A 16690-nucleotide genomic window follows, 5' to 3' on the forward strand; every position below is an offset into this window, starting at 1 on the left:
GTGATCGGATGTAGATGTGTTCGCTCACCAGAGATAACCGATATGCGGCCAGAAAGAAGCAAACGGTGCTCGCTGCGAGGCAGCCGACCGTGTGACAAGCGAGGTAGACGATGAGTGTCCGTAATGCAGTTCGTATCGTGGTGACGGGGACAGGTACCGTCGGACCACTGGGGTGCGGCACCGAGACGGTCTGGTCCCGTCTGTTGGCGGGACAGTCGGGCATCCGTGCCCTGCCTGCCGATCTGGCCGATGGTACCGGCTGCGCTGTAGGCGGGCGGGTGCCAACGCTGGAGGAGGACAGACAGGCGGGCTACGACCCGGAGCGAATCGTCGCCGCCAAGGAGCGCAAGAAGATGGATCGCTTCATCGAGTTTGCGCTCGTTGCCGCTCAGGAAGCCTTGGCGCAGGCGGCCTGGCAGCCGGCAGACGAGGAACAACGGCAGCGAACCGCAACCATCATTGCATCCGGTGTCGGTGGGTTCGGTGCCATCGCCGAGGCCGTGCGCACCACGGACGAGCGCGGGCCGCGCCGGCTCTCGCCATTCACCGCGCCTTCGTTTCTCGCCAATATGGCGGCCGGGCACGTCTCCATCCGGCACGGCTTCAAGGGGCCGCTCGGGGCACCGGTGACCGCCTGCGCGGCCGGGGCGCAAGCCATCGGTGATGCGGCCCGGCTGATCCGTAGCGGCGAAGCGGATATTGCAGTGTGCGGCGGGACCGAGGCCGCGATCCATCGCGTTACCCTCGGAAGCTTTGCTGCGGCGCGTGCGTTGTCCACTGGATTCAACGACCGCCCCCAGCAAGCGTCGCGTCCGTTCGACCGCGACCGGGATGGCTTCGTCATGGCCGAAGGCGCCGGCCTGCTGGTGATCGAATCGCTGGAACATGCGCTGGCACGCGGCGCACGGCCACTGGCGGAACTGGTCGGCTACGGCACCAGCGCCGATGCCTATCACCTGACCGCGGGCCCGGAGAACGGTAGCGGCGCTCGACGCGCAATGGAGCAGGCGTTGCGGCAGGCCGGTATTGCCTCGGGCGATGTGCAGCACATCAATGCACATGCGACCTCCACTCAAGTTGGAGACCGGGGCGAGCTGGCCGCCATTCGGTCCGTCTTCGGGACCGGATCGGGCGTGGCGATCACATCGACCAAATCCAGTACCGGCCATCTACTGGGGGCGGCAGGCGGGATCGAGGCCATCTTCACCATCCTGGCGCTACGCGATCAGATCGTCCCACCCACACTGAACCTCGTTGATCCCGACGACGCGGCTGACGGACTCGATCTGGTTGGCCTGGTCGCGCGGAAAATGCCGATCCAGTACGCCCTGTCAAACGGGTTCGGGTTTGGTGGTGTCAATGCCAGCGTGCTGTTTCGTCGCTGGGAACCATTCCGATGAAACCTCTGACCCGGGAAGCCTGGATTGCAAGAGGCCCGGTTGGCCAGGCGGCGAGAGGCTGGTACAGGCGGCGAGCGAGGCCTTCGCACCGCTCGGCTACGACCTTTCGCCAATGACGTTGGTGATAGCTGGATCGAATTCCACCCGATCGGCGTCCTGCTCGCGGTGGAGCCATGGAACCTCCCGATCTATGAGCTCACCCGCGTGATTGCAGTTGGCAACCCGGTAAGGTTTCTTCTGACATTCCGTGCAGTCACCTCCTGAGAACGACAGTGATCGACATGAAACGTTCGTATCTGGTGTTGCCCTTCTGCTGCGCGGTCTCCCTCGCCCAGGCCGCCGAACCGCCCGTCCAGCAGTACCGCTACGGCCTCCCCCTGGATATCGCCAGGGTCATCTCCATCGAGACGCCCTACGATCCCTATGTCTGCAGGATCGTCGACGCCAGGATGACCTACCTGGACTCCGCCGGCGAAACCAAGGTCGTCGCCTATCGCAAACTATCCGCCGGCTGTCTCCTGAAGACCTGATGCGCCGCCTTCCTGTCCCCACAGGGACGTGGGGTACAGGAGTTGACGGGACTCCCTCCTTGCCGTGCTGGCTGCATTAGTCGAGCAGCAGAAGCACGACATAAGACCGCAGAACAGCAGAACCAATGCCCGCTCCGGCAACGCATGGGCCATCCGCACGCCCCAGCCAACGCCAACGCCAACGCCAACGCCAAACAGACCGCCGATCGCCAGGGAAATGCCCAGCATCCAGTCGACCCGTCCGTGCAGGGCGTAGGTGACCAGGCTGACCACCGTGCTGGGCGCGGCCAGCGCCAGCGAAAGGCCCTGGGCGACGACCTGGCTACTACTGCGCCTCCATCAGGGCCTGACAGGGCCGCCTGCTGACGCTTGAGCTGCTTGATGCTCAGTTGCCGGCGCGCCGAGGCTGTCCTGGTCGGGGGATTGGCTGCGGATGCAAGCCATAAATGACAATGCCCGTATCTTACGATACGGGCATTGTCCTCATCCGCCCCACCGACTGCCAGGTTTTCACACAGTCTGCGGAGGCGGCCTCTTCACCACGCGCTGCGGCTTACAGCAGCGGACCGGCGTTGCGGATGGCGTCGGAGACGTCGAACTTCTTGAAGTTCTCGATGAACTGCCTGGCCAGGGTGCGCGCCGCCTCGTCGTAGGCGCTCTTGTCGGCCCAGGTGTTGCGCGGGTTGAGCAGCTGGGTCTCGACCCCCGGCACCACCTTCGGCACGTCCAGGTTGATGATCGGCAGGCGCTCGGTCTCGACGCCGATCAGCGCGCCGCTCTGGATCGCCGCGATCACGCCGCGGGTGGTCGGGATGTTGAAGCGCTTGCCGACGCCGTAGCCGCCGCCGGTCCAGCCGGTGTTGACCAGATACACCTTGGAGTCGTAGCCCTGGATGCGCTTGATCAGCAGCTCGGCGTACTCGCCGGCCGGGCGCGGGAAGAAAGGCGCGCCGAAGCAGGTCGAGAAAGTCGACTTGATGCCGCTGCCGGAGCCCATCTCGGTGGAGCCGACCAGCGCAGTGTAGCCGGACAGGAAGTGGTAGGCCGCCTGCTCGTTGTCGAGGATCGACACCGGGGGCAGCACGCCGGTCAGGTCGCAGGTGAGGAAGATCACCGCATTGGGCTCGCCGGCGCGGTTGTCCGCCACGCGCTTCTCGATCAGCTCGCGCGGATAGGCGGCGCGGCTGTTCTGGGTCAGGCTGCTGTCGGCGTAGTCGGGCTGGCGGCTGCGGGGATCGAGCACCACGTTTTCCAGCACGGCGCCGAACTGGATGGCCTTCCAGATCACCGGCTCGTTCTTCTCGGACAGGTCGATGCACTTGGCATAGCAGCCGCCCTCGATGTTGAACACGGTGCCCACACCCCAGCCGTGCTCGTCGTCGCCGATCAGGTAGCGGCCCGGGTCGGCGGAGAGGGTGGTCTTGCCGGTGCCGGACAGGCCGAAGAACAGGGTCACGTCGCCCTCTTCGCCCATGTTGGCGGCGCAGTGCATCGGCAGCACGTCGAGTTCCGGCAGCAGGAAGTTCTGCACGGAGAACATCGCCTTCTTCATCTCGCCGGCGTACTGCATGCCGGCCAGCAGGACCTTCTTGGCGGCGAAGTTGATGATCACGCAGCCCTCGGAGGCGGTGCCGTCGCGCTCCGGCACGCATTCGAAATAGGGCGCGTTGAGAATCTGCCATTCGCTCTTGCCGGCGGGATTGAATTTTTCCGGATTGATGAACAGGCAGCGGCCGAACAGGTTATGCCAGGCGGTCTCGGTGCTCATCTTGACCGCCAGGTAGTGCTCCGGGTCGGCACCTACATGGACGTGCGAAACGAAGCGATCGCGCTCGGCGAGATAGGCTTCGACCCGCAGCCAGAGCGCTTCGAACTTGTCGACGGGGAACGGACGGTTGATGCTGCCCCAGGCGATCTTGTGCTGGGTACCCGGCTCCTCGACGATGAAGCGGTCGGTCGGGGAACGCCCGGTACGATGGCCGGTCCGGACCACCAACGAGCCGTTGGCGGCCAGCTCGCCCTCTCCGCGGCGGATGGCTTCTTCTACCAGTTGGGCGGCGCTGATGTCGGTAAACACGGCTTGAGTGGCTTGCGTCATGTGCGTCCGATCGGCTTGTGGCCGATTCCTCCATACGTTTTTGTAGCGCGACATCCGGTCACGCTACAGATAAAAGATAAAAAAAGTGCGTCGATTATGCCAGAAAAGCCGACGACACAGTAGGAGCCGTTAGTCCGGCAAAGGTTCAATGCTGCGCCCCAAGCCGTGCCACATCGTTGCCATGGATCACAAGCACGACAGGAATCCCCCGGGACGAGCAGGAAACCGCCGTTGCGGGTAACCCCGCCGAGCACTCAATGCCGCGTCGTCGAGGGCTCCTCGCTGCCGCCACCGGCGAACAGCTGGGCGATATCGGTGGCATCGAACTCGTAGCGCTGGTTGCAGAACTGGCAGTCGACCACCACCAGACCGCTGCGCTCGCTCAGCAGTTGCTCGGCATCCGCGTGCCCCAGGCTGGACAGGGCGTTGGCCGAGCGCTCGCGCGAACAGCTGCAGTGAAAACGCAGCGGCAGCGGCTCGAACAGGCGCACGGCCTCCTGGTGATAGAGGCGGTGCAGGAGGGTTTCGTTGTCCAGCCCGAGCAGTTCCTCGGCGGTCAGGGTATCGGCCAGGGTGACCAGGTGCTCCCAGCTGGCCGCGCGCGCCTCGGCATCTTTCAGGCGCTCGCCGGGCAGCTGCTGGAGCAGGAAACCGCGGGCGCGACGGCCGTCGGCGTTGAGCCAGAAGCGCGTCGGCAGCTGCTCCGAGCTGGCGAAATAGCCGGACAGGCAGTCGGCCAGGCTGTCGCCCTGCAGTTCGACGATACCCTGGTAGCGCTGCCCTTGGGCGGGATCGACGGTCAGGGTCAGCAGGCCCTCGGGCATCAGCTCGCGCAGCCCGGCGTCGGTCGGGATCTGCTCGGCGTGATAGCGGGCGATGCCGCGCACCTCGCGCTCGCTGGAGCACTCGACCATGAGCAGGGGCACCGCCCCCGAGGAACGCGCCTGCAACACCAACAGGCCGTCGAACTTGAGGGTACCGACCAGCAGCGCAGCGGCGGCGAGCAGCTCGCCGAGCAGTTGGGCGACCGGTTCGGGATAGGGGTGCTTGGCCAGCACCTCGGCGTAGCTGCCGCGCAGGTCGGCCAATTCGCCGCGCACGTCGGTGTCGTCAAAGAGAAAGCGTTGGGTGAAATCGAAATCGGGCATATCGGCTGGCCATGGCTGGAGACGGGGCTGGCGATGGCCAGTCCGCGAAGTCGGAACAACCGCCACAGGCGGCCGACTCGCCGGGGAATTCTAGGAAGAAAGGCCGGGACCTCCAAGCTTTCCGTCATTATTCGGCCATACCCTACCACTCGTCGGGTGAAGCGATAATTTCCCGCTCCTAACCGATACTCCAACCACCCTTAAAAATATAAGGAATTGAAGGGGTTACAGGGTCAAGGCGGCCATCGTTATGCCACCCCACGAGTGGCACGGAGACATCAGGCTCCGTGCTTGACAGTGTCCTCGCTCGACCGCCTATACCTGTATCACCGCATTCCCTCTCAACGAGGCACACCAAACATGGATGTGAGCGTTTTCGGTACCGGATACGTCGGACTGGTCCAGGCCGCTGCCCTGGCCGACGTCGGGCACCGCGTTCTCTGCGTCGACATCGACGAAGTGAAGATCAAGCAGCTGCAGCGGGCGGTACCGCCCATCCAGGAGCCCGGTCTTTCCGCGATGATCGACGACAACCTGCGCGAGGGGCGGCTGTTCTTCAGCACCCAGGCCAGCGATGCGGTGATCCACGGCCAGCTGATCTTCATCGCCGTCGGCACCCCCTCGGACGAGGACGGCTCCGCCGACCTGCGCCACGTGCTGGGGGTGACCCGCGAGATCGCCAGCCACATGCAGGCCGACTGCACGCTGGTGATCAAGTCCACCGTACCGGTGGGTACCGCCAGCCAGGTGGAAGCGGTCGCCCGCGCCGAACTCGACCGCCTGGGCAAGGACCGGCTGGCGGTGCGGGTGGTCTCCAACCCGGAGTTCCTCAAGGAGGGCAGCGCGGTCAACGACTGCGTCCGTCCCGACCGGATCATCGTCGGCAGCGACGACGAACTGGCCCGCGCCCAGCTCGCCGAGCTCTACGCGCCCTTCTGCCGCAGCCGCGACAAGCTGATCTTCATGGACAACCGCAGCGCGGAGCTGACCAAATACGCGGCCAACGCCATGCTGGCCACGCGCATCAGCCTGATGAACGAGCTGGCCAACCTCGCCGAGCGCCTGGGCGCCGACATCGAGGCGGTGCGCCGGGGCATCGGCTCCGACCCGCGCATCGGCTACCACTTCATCTACCCCGGCTGCGGCTTCGGCGGCTCCTGCTTTCCCAAGGACCTGCGCGCCCTGCTGCACACCGCCAGCGCCAGCGGCCAGCCGCTGCGCCTGCTGCAGAGCGTCCAGGACGTCAACGAAACGCAGCGCCTGGTGCTGTTCCACAAGCTGCAGAAGCTCTACCCCGAGGGACTGGCCGGCAAGGCCATCGCCCTCTGGGGGCTGGCCTTTAAGCCGAACACCGACGACATGCGCGAGGCACCCAGCCGCTACCTGATGGAGGCGCTGTGGCACGCCGGCGCGACGGTGCGCGCCTTCGACCCGGAGGCGATGTCCGAATGCCGGCGCCTGTACGGCTACCGCGACGATCTGGTGCTCTGCGCTACCCGCGACGACACCCTGCAGGACACCGACGCGCTGGTCATCTGCACCGAATGGAAGGCCTTCCGGGTGGTCGACTTCGAACTGCTCGCCCACCAACTGCGCGACCGCCTGATCGTCGACGGACGCAACCTCTACAGCCCCCAGCAAGCGGCGGCCGCCGGCCTGCGCTACCTGGGCATCGGCCTGCCCTACGTCGACCCGCAGGGGGGCGCGCAATGAAGGTCCTGGTCACCGGCGCCGCCGGCTTCATCGGTGCCCACTGCGTGCGCCGGCTGCTGCTCGACGGCCATCGGGTGATCGGCCTGGACAACTTCAACGGCTACTACGACCCGGCCCTCAAGGAGGACCGGGTGCGCTGGGTGCGCCGCGAGGCCGGCGACTTTCCGCTGTGGCGGCTGGATCTCGACGATGCCACCGGCATCGCCGAACTCTTCGCCAGCCAGCGCCCGGAGGCGGTGGTGCACCTCGCCGCCCAGGCCGGCGTGCGCCATTCGCTGAGCCATCCGCAGGACTACGTGCAGAGCAACCTGGCGGGCTTTCTGAACATTCTCGAAGGCTGCCGCCGGCAGCCGGTGCAGCACCTGATCTACGCCTCGTCCAGCTCGGTGTACGGCGCCAACCAGCACACCCCCTATTCGGTGCAGGACAACGTCGACCATCCGCTGTCGCTGTACGCCGCGACCAAGAAGGCCAACGAGCTGATGGCCCACAGCTACAGCCACCTGTTCGGCATTCCCGCCACCGGCCTGCGCTTCTTCACCGTCTACGGCCCCTGGGGCCGGCCGGACATGTCGCCGATCCAGTTCGCCCAGGCCATCGTCGAGGGGCGGCCGCTGCGCCTGTTCAACCATGGCCAGCACCGGCGCGACTTCACCTACATCGACGACGTCGTCGAAGGACTGGTGCGGCTGCTCCCGCAGCCGCCCCAGCCCGATCCGCTCTGGGACCGCGAACGGCCCCGGGCGGAAAGCAGCATGGCGCCCTGGCGCCTGTACAACATCGGCGGGCATCGACCGATCGCCCTCACCGACTACATCGATACCTTGGAAAGGCATCTGGGCCGCAAGGCCCTGCGAGAATTGCTGCCTTTGCAGCCCGGGGACGTGCTCGACACTTATGCCGACGTCTCGGAACTACAGCGGGACACCGGCTTTCAGCCCCAGGTGAGCCTCGAAGAAGGCCTCGCGCGCTTCGTCGCCTGGTTTTGCCACTACTACAGGATCGGCAGCCCCGATGCCGCGGCCCCTCAACCCGCCGCGAGCGGGGAGCTGCCGTACGAGGTAATGCGCAATGAATGCCCCGGGAAACTCACTCCAAGGACCCAGCCTCGCTAAGGACGGACAAACCAGCCCCCAGGAAAAACGCATCGACCCCTCGCAACGCGAGAAAATCCAGAACGCCCTCTGGGTGCACAACCACGGCTGGCTTATCGGGCGCCAAGGCGGTCGCCCCTGGACCCTTTCGCGCACCAAGCGCCTCAGCGAAACGCTCGCCGCCTTGCTGCTGCTGCTGCTGCTCTCTCCCCTGCTGCTGGGCATCGCCCTGCTGATCAAGCTGGGCAGCCCGGGTCCCGTGCTGTTCGTCCAGCAGCGCACCGGCTTTCGCGGACGCCGCTTCGGCATGTTCAAGTTCCGCAGCATGGTGGCCAACGCCGAGGCCCTCAAGGAGTCGCTGCGCCATCTGAACAAGCACGGCCCCGAGTCCATCGACTTCAAGATCGACGCCGATCCGCGGGTCACGCCGATCGGCCGCTGGCTGCGCCGCACCAGCCTGGACGAGCTACCCAACCTGATCAACGTGGTGCGCGGCGAGATGCGCCTGGTCGGCCCGCGGCCCACCTCGTTCAACGCCAGCCGCTACCACCAGCACCACCTCGGCCGGCTGAGCATCTATCCGGGCATGACCGGCCTCTGGCAGATCTCCGGGCGCAGCAACGTCGACTTCGACGACCGGGTCGAACTCGACATGGCCTACATCCGCCGACAGGGCCCCCTGCTGGACCTGTGGATTCTCCTGAAGACCCCTATCGAAGTGTTCAGCGGCCACGGCGCCAGCTGAACCCTCATCCCATCCAGGCCGTGTACGCACCAGGGAGTCAGCATCATGACCATGCTCCGTTCCGAGGAAACCAAGCTATTGCTGGAGCAGGACAAGCGCGTCCTCAGTCCCAGCGAAGTCAACCTGACGGCCACGGTGCTCGACCAGGCCTGCCGGACCCTGCTGCTGATCGCCCCGACCAGCGGCTGCGGGACCACCTCCAGCGCCCTGAGCATGGCCCGGCAACTGGCCCAGTCGGCCAAGGGCAAGCTCCTGCTGGTCGACGCCAGCCCGTCGGCCACCGGCCTCAGCTCGCGCCTGGGCATGGCGGCCGACCCGGGCCTGTTCGAACTGCTGCACAGCGAACACCCCGAGCAGCAGTTCGGGCGCTGCATCCAGCGCCATCCCGACCTGCCCTTCGACCTGCTGCCGCTCGGCCATCCCTCCCCGGCGAGCGGCCGCTTCACCGCCGAGGACCTGCAGCGCCTGCTGGGCTGCCTGGCCGCCCGCTACCGTTTCGTGGTGATCGACGCCGAAGCCGTCTACAGCGGCACCAGCGGCCTGACCCTGGCGGCCATGGCCGACGGCGTGGTGCTGGTGGTCCGCGCCGAAGAAACCCGCTGGGAAGTCGCCCAGGCCGCCGTGCAGCGCCTGCGGCAGGCCAACGCCAACCTGTTGGGCAGCGTGTTCAACGCCCGCAAGTTCTATATGCCGAAGTGGCTCTACAAGCTTCTTTGACCCTGCAGACAGGACCGACGCCATGAAGAATCCGACACGCCGCCTGCTCGCCCTGACCCTCGCCCTTGCCGGCCTGGCCGGCTGCTCCAGCCCGCCCAGCAGCCGCACGATCCCCGCCACCCTCCTGACCGCCCCCGAGGCGCAGGCCACGCAGACCGAACTGATCCCGGTGACCCAGGTGCTGCGCCCGCAGGACGTGCTCGACGTGATCTTCCACATCGAGATGGACTCGCCCAACGCCTACCGCATCCAGCCCGGCGACCAGCTGGAGATCCAGTTCGCCACCGCCAAGGGCCTGACCGGCATCAAGACGGTGATGCCCGACGGCACCGTCAACCTGGAATACGTCGGCAGCCTGAAGGTCGCCGGCCTGACCGTCGAGGACGCCCAGGCCCTGATGGTCGAGCGCTACCGGGAAACCCTGCGCACGCCGCTGATCACCGTCTCCGTGGCCAAGGCGCAGAGCCGCACGCAGAACCTGCGCGACACCCTGTTCAGCCCGAACAGCGGGATGAGCCGGGAAATCTCCGTCGGCGCCGACGGCCGCGCCAGCTTCCCGATGCTCGGCAGCATGCAGCTCGGCGGCATGAGCCGCGACGAACTCGAGCGGCAACTGAACGAGCGCTACCGCACCGAAGTGGGGCCGATCCAGGTCGACGTGCTGCTCAAGTCCACCGCCGCCAACGAGGTGTACGTGCTCGGCGAGGTCGGCCAGCCCGGCGCCTATCCGGTGCGCCGGCCGGTGTCGGTGCTGGAGGCGCTGACCCTGGCGCGCGGGCACAACCCCGTCACCGCCGATCTGGACTCGGTGCTGGTCCTGCACCGCCGCGGCGGCGAGGTGCTGGCGCGCACCTACGACCTCAAGTCGCTGCTCAAGGACGACGCCGCCGCGGCCAGCGTGGCCTACCTGCAGCCGGACGACCTGCTCTTCGTGCCGCGGGCCGGCCTGGTCCGCGCCGGCGACACCGCCCGCCAGCTGGCCAACATGGTGCTCTTCAGCGGCTTCAACTTCGGCTTCACGTATAAAACCAACTGACAAGGACCCCTCGCGATGGACGCCCTCAGGACCGAGAACCACCTGTATGAGTTCTTCTCCACGCTGTTCGCCAACCGACGCCTGATCAAGCGGGTGTTCCTGGTCTTCGCCGCCTTCACCCTGCTGCTGCCGCTGCTGCTTCGGGAGTCGTTCGAGATCACTGCGGAAGTCATGGTGCAGTCGAAGAAGGTTGCCCAGACCGAGGCCAACAGCGCCACCCTGCAGCAGGAAACCGACAAGTTCCTGCCGCCGACCCTGGCCGACATGGAAACCGAAAGCAGCATCCTGAGTTCCCCCGAGCTGGTCCGGGAAACCCTCGACACGCTGCGCGGGGAAGGCCTCGTCCTGAAGGACGACGGCCTGCTCAATCGGCTGCTCGCTCCGCTGCGCGAGCACCTGCTCGTCCCCCTGCGCGCGCAGGTGCTCGATCCGCTGCGCAGTGCCCTCGGCCTCACGGTCGATCCACCCCGCGACAGCCGCCTCGACAAACTGACCCTGGAGACCCTGGAGGACCTCGACGTCGTCCCGCTGCCCGGCTCCAACGTCATCTCCGTGCACTACCGGGCCAGCGATCCGGCCCTCGGCACCCTGTTCGTCAACCGCCTGCTCGACACCTACCTGGTGCGGCGCCAGGCGTTGCACTCCAACGACCTGCCGGAAGCCTTCTACGAACAGAAGAAGACCCAGTACCAGGAACAGCTAGGCGGCCTCGAAGGCCAGCGCCTCGCCCTGCTCGAACGGATCCGCGCGGCCAACCCCGAGGAGGAAATCACCTTCCGCCTCAACGCCATCAACCAGGAAGAGCAGGCCCTCAACCTGTACCGCGACCGCCAGCTGGAGAACCAGCGCTGGGTGGACTACCTGCAGAACAGCCTGGCCGTGGCCCGCAAGGCCAGGCTGACCGACTACGGCTTTCCCTACACCTTCGCCAGCACCATCGACAAGGTCGCCTTCGAGGACCGCGAGATCCGCCAGCTCGGCGACCGGCTGATCGAGCAGATCGGCCAGTACGGTGCCGAGAGCGACGTCTACCGCTCGGACAGCGTGCCGATGCAAAACCTCTACGCGCAGATCAGCCGGACCCGCCAACAGTTCCTCCAAGTGGTCAGCAACCGCATCAGCGAGCGCACCAAGGACCTGGAAATCATCGCTGGGGTGATCGCCCAGAAGACCGCGCGGATCGACGAGTACCAGGGCCGCATCCGCGAACTGCAGGACGCGCAGAGCGGCCTGCGCCAGCTCAACACCGAGATCGAGGCCCTCCACCAGGCCTTCTTCACCTACACCCAGCGCTACGAGGAAAGCCGCAGCCGCAGCCAGCTGGAGGGCGGCCTGTCCAACGCCAAGGTCCTCAGCCGGCCCTTCGAGCCCACCGAGGCGAGCTTTCCCAAGCCCCTGCTGATCATCCCCCTCGGCCTGCTCACCGCCCTGCTGCTGGCCGTCGCCGTGGGCTACATCCGCGAGTTCTTCGACCATCGCTTCAAGCATCCCGAACAGCTCCTGCGCCAGCTCGGCCTGCCCGTGCTGATGACCATCAATGCCGAGCAGCCCAGCGCGCTGCCCAATCCGCACAAACCCGGGAGCCTGCCATGGATTCGACACTGGGCCGGCGACTGAGCGCCAGCCAGGAGAAAACCCCGCTGCGGGTCGCCCATCTGCTCAGCAGCGGCGGCTTCTACGGCCTCGAGCGGATGCTCCTGGAGCATTGCCTGTACGCCCCCGGCGAACACCGGGTGCTCCTGCTCGACGGCCCGGAGTCGCTGGCCCGGCGCTTTCGCGAGGCCGGCGTGGAACTGACCCGCTGCACCGGCCTGGGCAGCCTGCTGCGCCAGATGGGACCGCCGGACGAGCGGCCGACGCTGCTCAACGGCCACGGATTCAAGGGGCTGCTCTACGGCTGGCTGAGTGCATGGTGCCTCGGCCTGCCGCTGGTCGCCACCCAGCACGGCTTCACGCCGCGCAGCCGCAAGCAGCGCCTCTACGCCTGGCTCAGCCTGCGGCTGTGCCGCACCCCGCAGGTCCGTGCGGTGGTCTGCGTGGCCGACAGCATCGCCCGCCAGCACCGCGCGGCCGGGGTCGGCGCCGGCAAGCTGCACGTGCTGCCCAACGGCCTGCCGCCCGCCCCCGAGGTCGTCTACCTGCGCCCGCCGACGGCCCCCGCCGCGCCGCTGATCGGTTTCGTCGGACGCCTCAGCGCGGAAAAGGGGCCGGACCTGTTCGTCGAACTGGCCATCGCACTTTGCCATCGCGATCCCCGCCTGCACGCCGTACTGCTCGGCGAAGGGCCGCTGCGCGATCCCCTGCAGCAATCCATCGATGCCGCCGGCCTGCGCGGGCGCATCGCCCTGCCCGGCTACCGGACGGACCTGCCGGCCTGGCTGCGCGCCCTCGACGTGCTGGTCATCAGCTCGCGCAGCGAAGGCACGCCGATGGTGCTGCTCGAGGCCATGCAGGCCGGCGTGCCGGTCGCCGCCTTCGCCGTCGGCGGCATTCCCGACATGCTCGAGCACGAGGCCTCCGGCCTGCTCAGCCCGCCCGGCGACCTTGCCGGGCTGACCGCCCAGGTCGGGCGTCTGCTGCTCGACAAGCCGCTGCGCCAGACGCTGACCGACCAGGCCCGGCTCGCCCAGCTCCGCCACTACCACCTGCCGGCCCAGGCCGAGCATTGGCGCCAGCTGTACTGCAACGCGGTCGGAGGGTAATGCGATGCCCCTGGTACTGCCCCTGGCCCTGCTGCTCGGCCTGGCCTGCCTGCTGCTCCTGGCCAGCCCCTATCCCTATCTGGCGCCACTGGCCCTTCCCGCCCTCGCCGGCCTTGCCCTGCTCTACCGCAAACCGGTCTGGGGCCTGCTCGTGCTGGTCGCCCTGGTGCCCTTCGAAGGACTGTTCGCCGCCGCCGGCGGTGGCGGCGTCACCGCGAACAAGCTGCTCGGCCTGGCGCTGATCGCCATCGCCGGACTGCAACTGCTGCTGCGCCAGCTGCCGGCACAGCGCCTGCGCAGCAACCTGTGGCCGGTGCTGCTGGCCTTCCTGGCCTGCTACCTGCTCAGCCTGGCGTTCAGCAGCGACCTTGGCCTGTCGCTGCAGCACCTGCGCCAGTTCGCCGTCGGCCTGGTGCTGTTCGCCCTCAGCGTGCTGCTCGGCCACGACCTCGACCTGCCGGCCCTGGCCCGCGCGGTGGTGCTGTCGGTGGCCAGCACCTGCGTGGTCGCCCTGGCCTCCGCCAGCCACCAGCCGGACGGCAGGGCCATCGGCCTGCTCTCCGACCCCAACTACTTCGCCCTGCTGATCAGCGTCGCCTTCCCCCTGGCGCTGCTCCTGACGCTGCGTGCGCCGCGCTGGCCGCAACGGCTGTTATGGCTGGCGCAGCTGGTGCTGCTGCTCGCCGCTCTCGGCCGCACCGGCTCGCGCTCCGGCCTGCTGGTGGTGGTGCTGACCGCCGCCATCGCCGCCTGGCACTACCGCGACGGCGTGAAACACCTGCTGACCCGCCACCTCGGCTGGCTGATCCTCGCCCTGGCGATCGTCCTGCCGCTGAGCCCTGCGCTGCTGCCGGAAAGCTTCATCCAGCGCCTGGAGGTCCTCACCAGCCTGAAGTCCGGGGTCAAGTCCCACGCCGACAACTCCCTGGCCCGGCGCAGCGCCTACCTGGTGGTGGGTGGCGAGATCATCGCCGAGCATCCGCTGCTCGGCAGCGGTCCCGGCACCTTCCCCCTGCATTTCGCCAGGACCGGCTACGCCATCGCCTTCGCCAACCAGCCCATACCGACGCAACTGTTCCGCGAAGCGCACAACACCTACCTGAGCATGTTCAGCGAGATCGGCCTGCCCGGCGGCCTGCTGTTCGCCGGCCTGCTGCTGCTCGGCCTGCGCAACTGCCAGGTCGCCCGCCGTCACTGGCTGAGCCGCGGCGATCCCGAACGGGCGGCGCTGGCCACCCACTTCGGCCTGTCCTGCCTGGCGCTGGCCTGCTTCCTGTTCTTCCTCAGCGTGCCGAGCCACAAGTACCTCTGGGTGATGCTCGGGATAACCAGCGTCCTGCGCCTGCAGGCCGACGACGACGCCGCCGGAGCACGGCCATGAAACGGATCGCGATCATCGTCCCGACCCTCGACGAAGCCGCCCGGCTCGGCCGCACCCTCGAGGCCGCGCGGCGCGCCGCCGAACAGGCCGGCCTCGAGTACGAGCTGATCGTCCCGGACAACGGCTCCCGCGACGGCAGCCAGGCGCTGGCCCGCCGCCTCGGCGCACGGGTGCTGGACTGTCCCGGGATGAGCATCGGCGCCCTGCGCAACCGCGGCGCCGCGGCGAGTAGCGGCGACTGCCTGGCCTTCCTCGACGCCGACATGGAGATGCCCCCGGACTGGCTGACCACCTGGCGCGCGGTGCGCGCCGAGGACCGCGCCGAGGTGCTCGGCCTGCTCCACCAGGCGCCCCCCCAGGCGCCCTGGTACGCCCGCGCCTGGCTGCAGCGGCTGGCCGCCGAGCGCGACCGGCCGGCGCTGCTGGACTGGCTGCCGACCGCCAACCTGTGCCTGGAGCGCGCCTGGTTCGAGCGCGTCGGCGGCTTCGACGAGCGCCTGCGCAGCGGCGAGGACAAGGACCTCGGCCTGCGCCTCGGCCAGGCCGGCGCGCGCCTGCTCAGCCTGCCCGCCCCCACGGTGCTCAACTGGGGCTTCGAAAGCAGCTGGGGCGAATGGCTGGGCAAGGAACTCTGGCGGCAGAGCAGTCAGGCCCAACTGCTGCGCAAGGGCCGCGCCAGCCTGCGCCGGCTGCGCTTCCCGTTGCTCGCGGCCGGGCACTGGGCGCTCGACGCGCTGGCGCTGCTCGGCCTGCTGCTCGGCCAGCCGGCCGCCGCCCTCGGCGCCTTCGCGCTGGGCTGGCTGCCGGCCGTCCTGTTGACCCTGCGCCACCGCTACACCCGACAGCGCCCGCTGCTGGCGGTGCGCCTCACGGTGCTTCACTGGCTGCGCCTGCACGTCGCCGGCATCGCCCTGCTGATGGGGCTGGTCGATCTGAACGCACGGAGGCCTTCCCGTGGCTGAAGCGACTTTCTGGCTGTGCCTGCTCCTGCCGCTCCTCGCCTACCTGGGCTACCCGGCCCTGCTGGCCCTGTACGCCCAGTTCCGCCGCCCCGCGCCGGCCGGCGCGCCGCAGGCGCTACCGCGGGTCAGCGTGATCGTCGCCGCCTACAACGAAGAGCGGAACATCGTGGCCAAGCTGCGCTCGCTGCTCGACGACGCCTACCCGCGCGAGCGGCGGCAGATCATCGTCGCCAGCGACGGCTCCGGCGACGCCACCGTGGCGCTGGCCCGGCGCGTCGCCCAGCTCCGCCCCTGGGACGACATCCTGGTGCTGGACCTGCCGCGCAGCGGCAAGGCCGGAGCGCTGAACGACGCGGTGGCGGTGGCCGACGGCGAGATCCTGGTGTTCAGCGACGCCGACACCCTGTGGACCGGCGACACCCTGCGCCCGCTGATCGCCCCCTTCGCCGACCCGCAGGTCGGCGCCACCATCGGCAACGTGACCCTCCCCGCCGCAGGCCGGGCGCTGGCCATCGGCGACCGGCTCTATCGCGCCTACGAATCCTGGCTGCGCCGCCTGGAAAGCCGCACCGGCTGCCTGGCCTCGGCCGACGGCGGGCTGCAGGCCCTGCGTCGCAGCCTGTTCCAGACGGTGCCGGCGGATGTCACCGACGACTTCTTCCTGAGCACCTGCGCGCCGGTGGCCGGGCAACGCATCGTCTTCGCCGAAGCCGCCCGGGTCGCCGATGCCGGCGTGGAAAGCGCCGACAACCAGTTCCGTCGCCGCCGCCGGATCACCACCCGCGGCCTGCGCAGCCTGGCCCACCGCCGCGAACTGCTCGACCCGCGCCGGCACGGCCTGCTCGCCCTCGGCCTGCTCACCCACAAGCTCATCCGCCGGCTCGCGCCGATCCTGCTGATTCCCCTGCTGCTGAGCAGTTTCTGGCTGTGGAACGCCGGCGTCTTCTACCGCCTCGCCCTGCTCGCCCAGCTCGCCGGCTACGGGCTGGCGGTGATCGGCCTGCTCGGCCAGCGCCGACACCTGCCGAAACCCTTCCACCTGGCCGCCTACCTGCTGGTGACCCTGGCCGCGATGAGCGCCGGCGTCTGGCAGTTCCTCGGCGGGCGGCGCTATCGGCACTGGAATCCACAACAAAACCGCTAGGGTCTAACCCTAAGGAAGCC

Annotated in this window: 14 protein-coding genes and 1 pseudogene; 12 read left to right on the forward strand and 3 right to left on the reverse strand. The window is 68.1% G+C overall.

Going from position 1 to position 16690, the window contains the following annotated elements:
- Nucleotides 1–110 precede the first annotated feature (110 nt).
- Together fabF and BMY22_RS05660 are read left to right on the forward strand one after the other, a co-directional pair.
- Nucleotides 111–1400 (forward strand): beta-ketoacyl-ACP synthase II, encoded by a 1290-nt coding sequence (gene fabF, locus BMY22_RS05650; protein ID WP_090620236.1) that lies wholly within the window; start codon nucleotides 111–113, stop codon nucleotides 1398–1400.
- A 281-nt stretch (nucleotides 1401–1681) separates the two neighbouring features.
- Nucleotides 1682–1930 carry a DUF2790 domain-containing protein gene (locus BMY22_RS05660; RefSeq protein ID WP_244158803.1) on the forward strand — a complete coding sequence of 83 codons (249 nt, stop codon included), beginning with the start codon at nucleotides 1682–1684 and terminating at the stop codon, nucleotides 1928–1930.
- A 96-nt stretch (nucleotides 1931–2026) separates the two neighbouring features.
- On the opposite strand, the pseudogene BMY22_RS24825 reads toward BMY22_RS05660, so the two are convergent.
- The 3 genes and pseudogenes from BMY22_RS24825 to hslO form a co-directional block, all read right to left on the reverse strand.
- Nucleotides 2027–2254: pseudogene (locus tag BMY22_RS24825) on the reverse strand (TSUP family transporter); the annotation flags it as partial.
- A 229-nt stretch (nucleotides 2255–2483) separates the two neighbouring features.
- Nucleotides 2484–4028 (reverse strand): phosphoenolpyruvate carboxykinase, encoded by a 1545-nt coding sequence (locus BMY22_RS05670; protein WP_090620239.1) that lies wholly within the window; start codon nucleotides 4026–4028, stop codon nucleotides 2484–2486.
- 254 nt (nucleotides 4029–4282) lie between these two features.
- The gene (gene hslO / locus BMY22_RS05675) at nucleotides 4283–5176 is read right to left on the reverse strand and encodes an Hsp33 family molecular chaperone HslO (RefSeq protein WP_090620240.1); all 894 of its coding nucleotides are present in this window, start codon (nucleotides 5174–5176) and stop codon (nucleotides 4283–4285) included.
- A gap of 360 nt (nucleotides 5177–5536) precedes the next feature.
- On the opposite strand from hslO, the gene BMY22_RS05680 reads away from it, so the two are divergent.
- Genes BMY22_RS05680 through BMY22_RS05725 form a run of 10 tightly spaced genes read left to right on the forward strand, consistent with a single transcriptional unit; the run spans nucleotide 5537 to nucleotide 16670 of the window.
- Complete coding sequence (locus tag BMY22_RS05680) at nucleotides 5537–6889, forward strand: UDP-glucose dehydrogenase family protein (protein WP_090620242.1); 1353 nt, start codon at nucleotides 5537–5539, stop codon at nucleotides 6887–6889.
- Entirely contained in the window at nucleotides 6886–8004 is a 1119-nt protein-coding gene (locus BMY22_RS05685; protein WP_090620243.1) for an NAD-dependent epimerase, read from the forward strand. The genes BMY22_RS05680 and BMY22_RS05685 overlap by 4 nt, the downstream gene beginning before the upstream one ends.
- Complete coding sequence (locus tag BMY22_RS05690; protein WP_090620245.1) at nucleotides 7961–8728, forward strand: sugar transferase; 768 nt, start codon at nucleotides 7961–7963, stop codon at nucleotides 8726–8728. The genes BMY22_RS05685 and BMY22_RS05690 overlap by 44 nt, the downstream gene beginning before the upstream one ends.
- Nucleotides 8729–8773: 45 nt before the next feature.
- A complete protein-coding gene (locus BMY22_RS05695) occupies nucleotides 8774–9445 on the forward strand; it encodes a CpsD/CapB family tyrosine-protein kinase (protein WP_090620246.1) in 672 nt (223 codons plus the stop codon).
- Nucleotides 9446–9467: 22 nt separating this feature from the next.
- Nucleotides 9468–10481 (forward strand): polysaccharide biosynthesis/export family protein, encoded by a 1014-nt coding sequence (locus BMY22_RS05700; protein ID WP_090620247.1) that lies wholly within the window; start codon nucleotides 9468–9470, stop codon nucleotides 10479–10481.
- 15 nt (nucleotides 10482–10496) lie between these two features.
- A complete protein-coding gene (locus BMY22_RS05705; RefSeq protein ID WP_090620249.1) occupies nucleotides 10497–12098 on the forward strand; it encodes a GumC family protein in 1602 nt (533 codons plus the stop codon).
- Nucleotides 12071–13183: a glycosyltransferase family 4 protein gene (locus BMY22_RS05710; RefSeq protein ID WP_090620250.1), complete on the forward strand. Its 1113-nt coding sequence runs from the start codon at nucleotides 12071–12073 to the stop codon at nucleotides 13181–13183. The genes BMY22_RS05705 and BMY22_RS05710 overlap by 28 nt, the downstream gene beginning before the upstream one ends.
- A gap of 4 nt (nucleotides 13184–13187) precedes the next feature.
- Nucleotides 13188–14564, forward strand: a complete 1377-nt coding sequence (locus BMY22_RS05715) for an O-antigen ligase family protein (RefSeq protein WP_090620251.1) — start codon at nucleotides 13188–13190, stop codon at nucleotides 14562–14564.
- Nucleotides 14561–15526 (forward strand): glycosyltransferase, encoded by a 966-nt coding sequence (locus tag BMY22_RS05720; RefSeq protein WP_090620253.1) that lies wholly within the window; start codon nucleotides 14561–14563, stop codon nucleotides 15524–15526. The genes BMY22_RS05715 and BMY22_RS05720 overlap by 4 nt, the downstream gene beginning before the upstream one ends.
- Nucleotides 15519–16670 (forward strand): glycosyltransferase, encoded by a 1152-nt coding sequence (locus BMY22_RS05725; protein ID WP_090620254.1) that lies wholly within the window; start codon nucleotides 15519–15521, stop codon nucleotides 16668–16670. Before BMY22_RS05720 ends, BMY22_RS05725 begins: the two co-directional genes overlap by 8 nt.
- The last annotated feature ends 20 nt before the right edge of the window (nucleotides 16671–16690 follow it).

This window comes from Azotobacter beijerinckii (genome assembly GCF_900110885.1).
Taxonomy (GTDB): Bacteria; Pseudomonadota; Gammaproteobacteria; order Pseudomonadales; family Pseudomonadaceae; genus Azotobacter; species Azotobacter beijerinckii.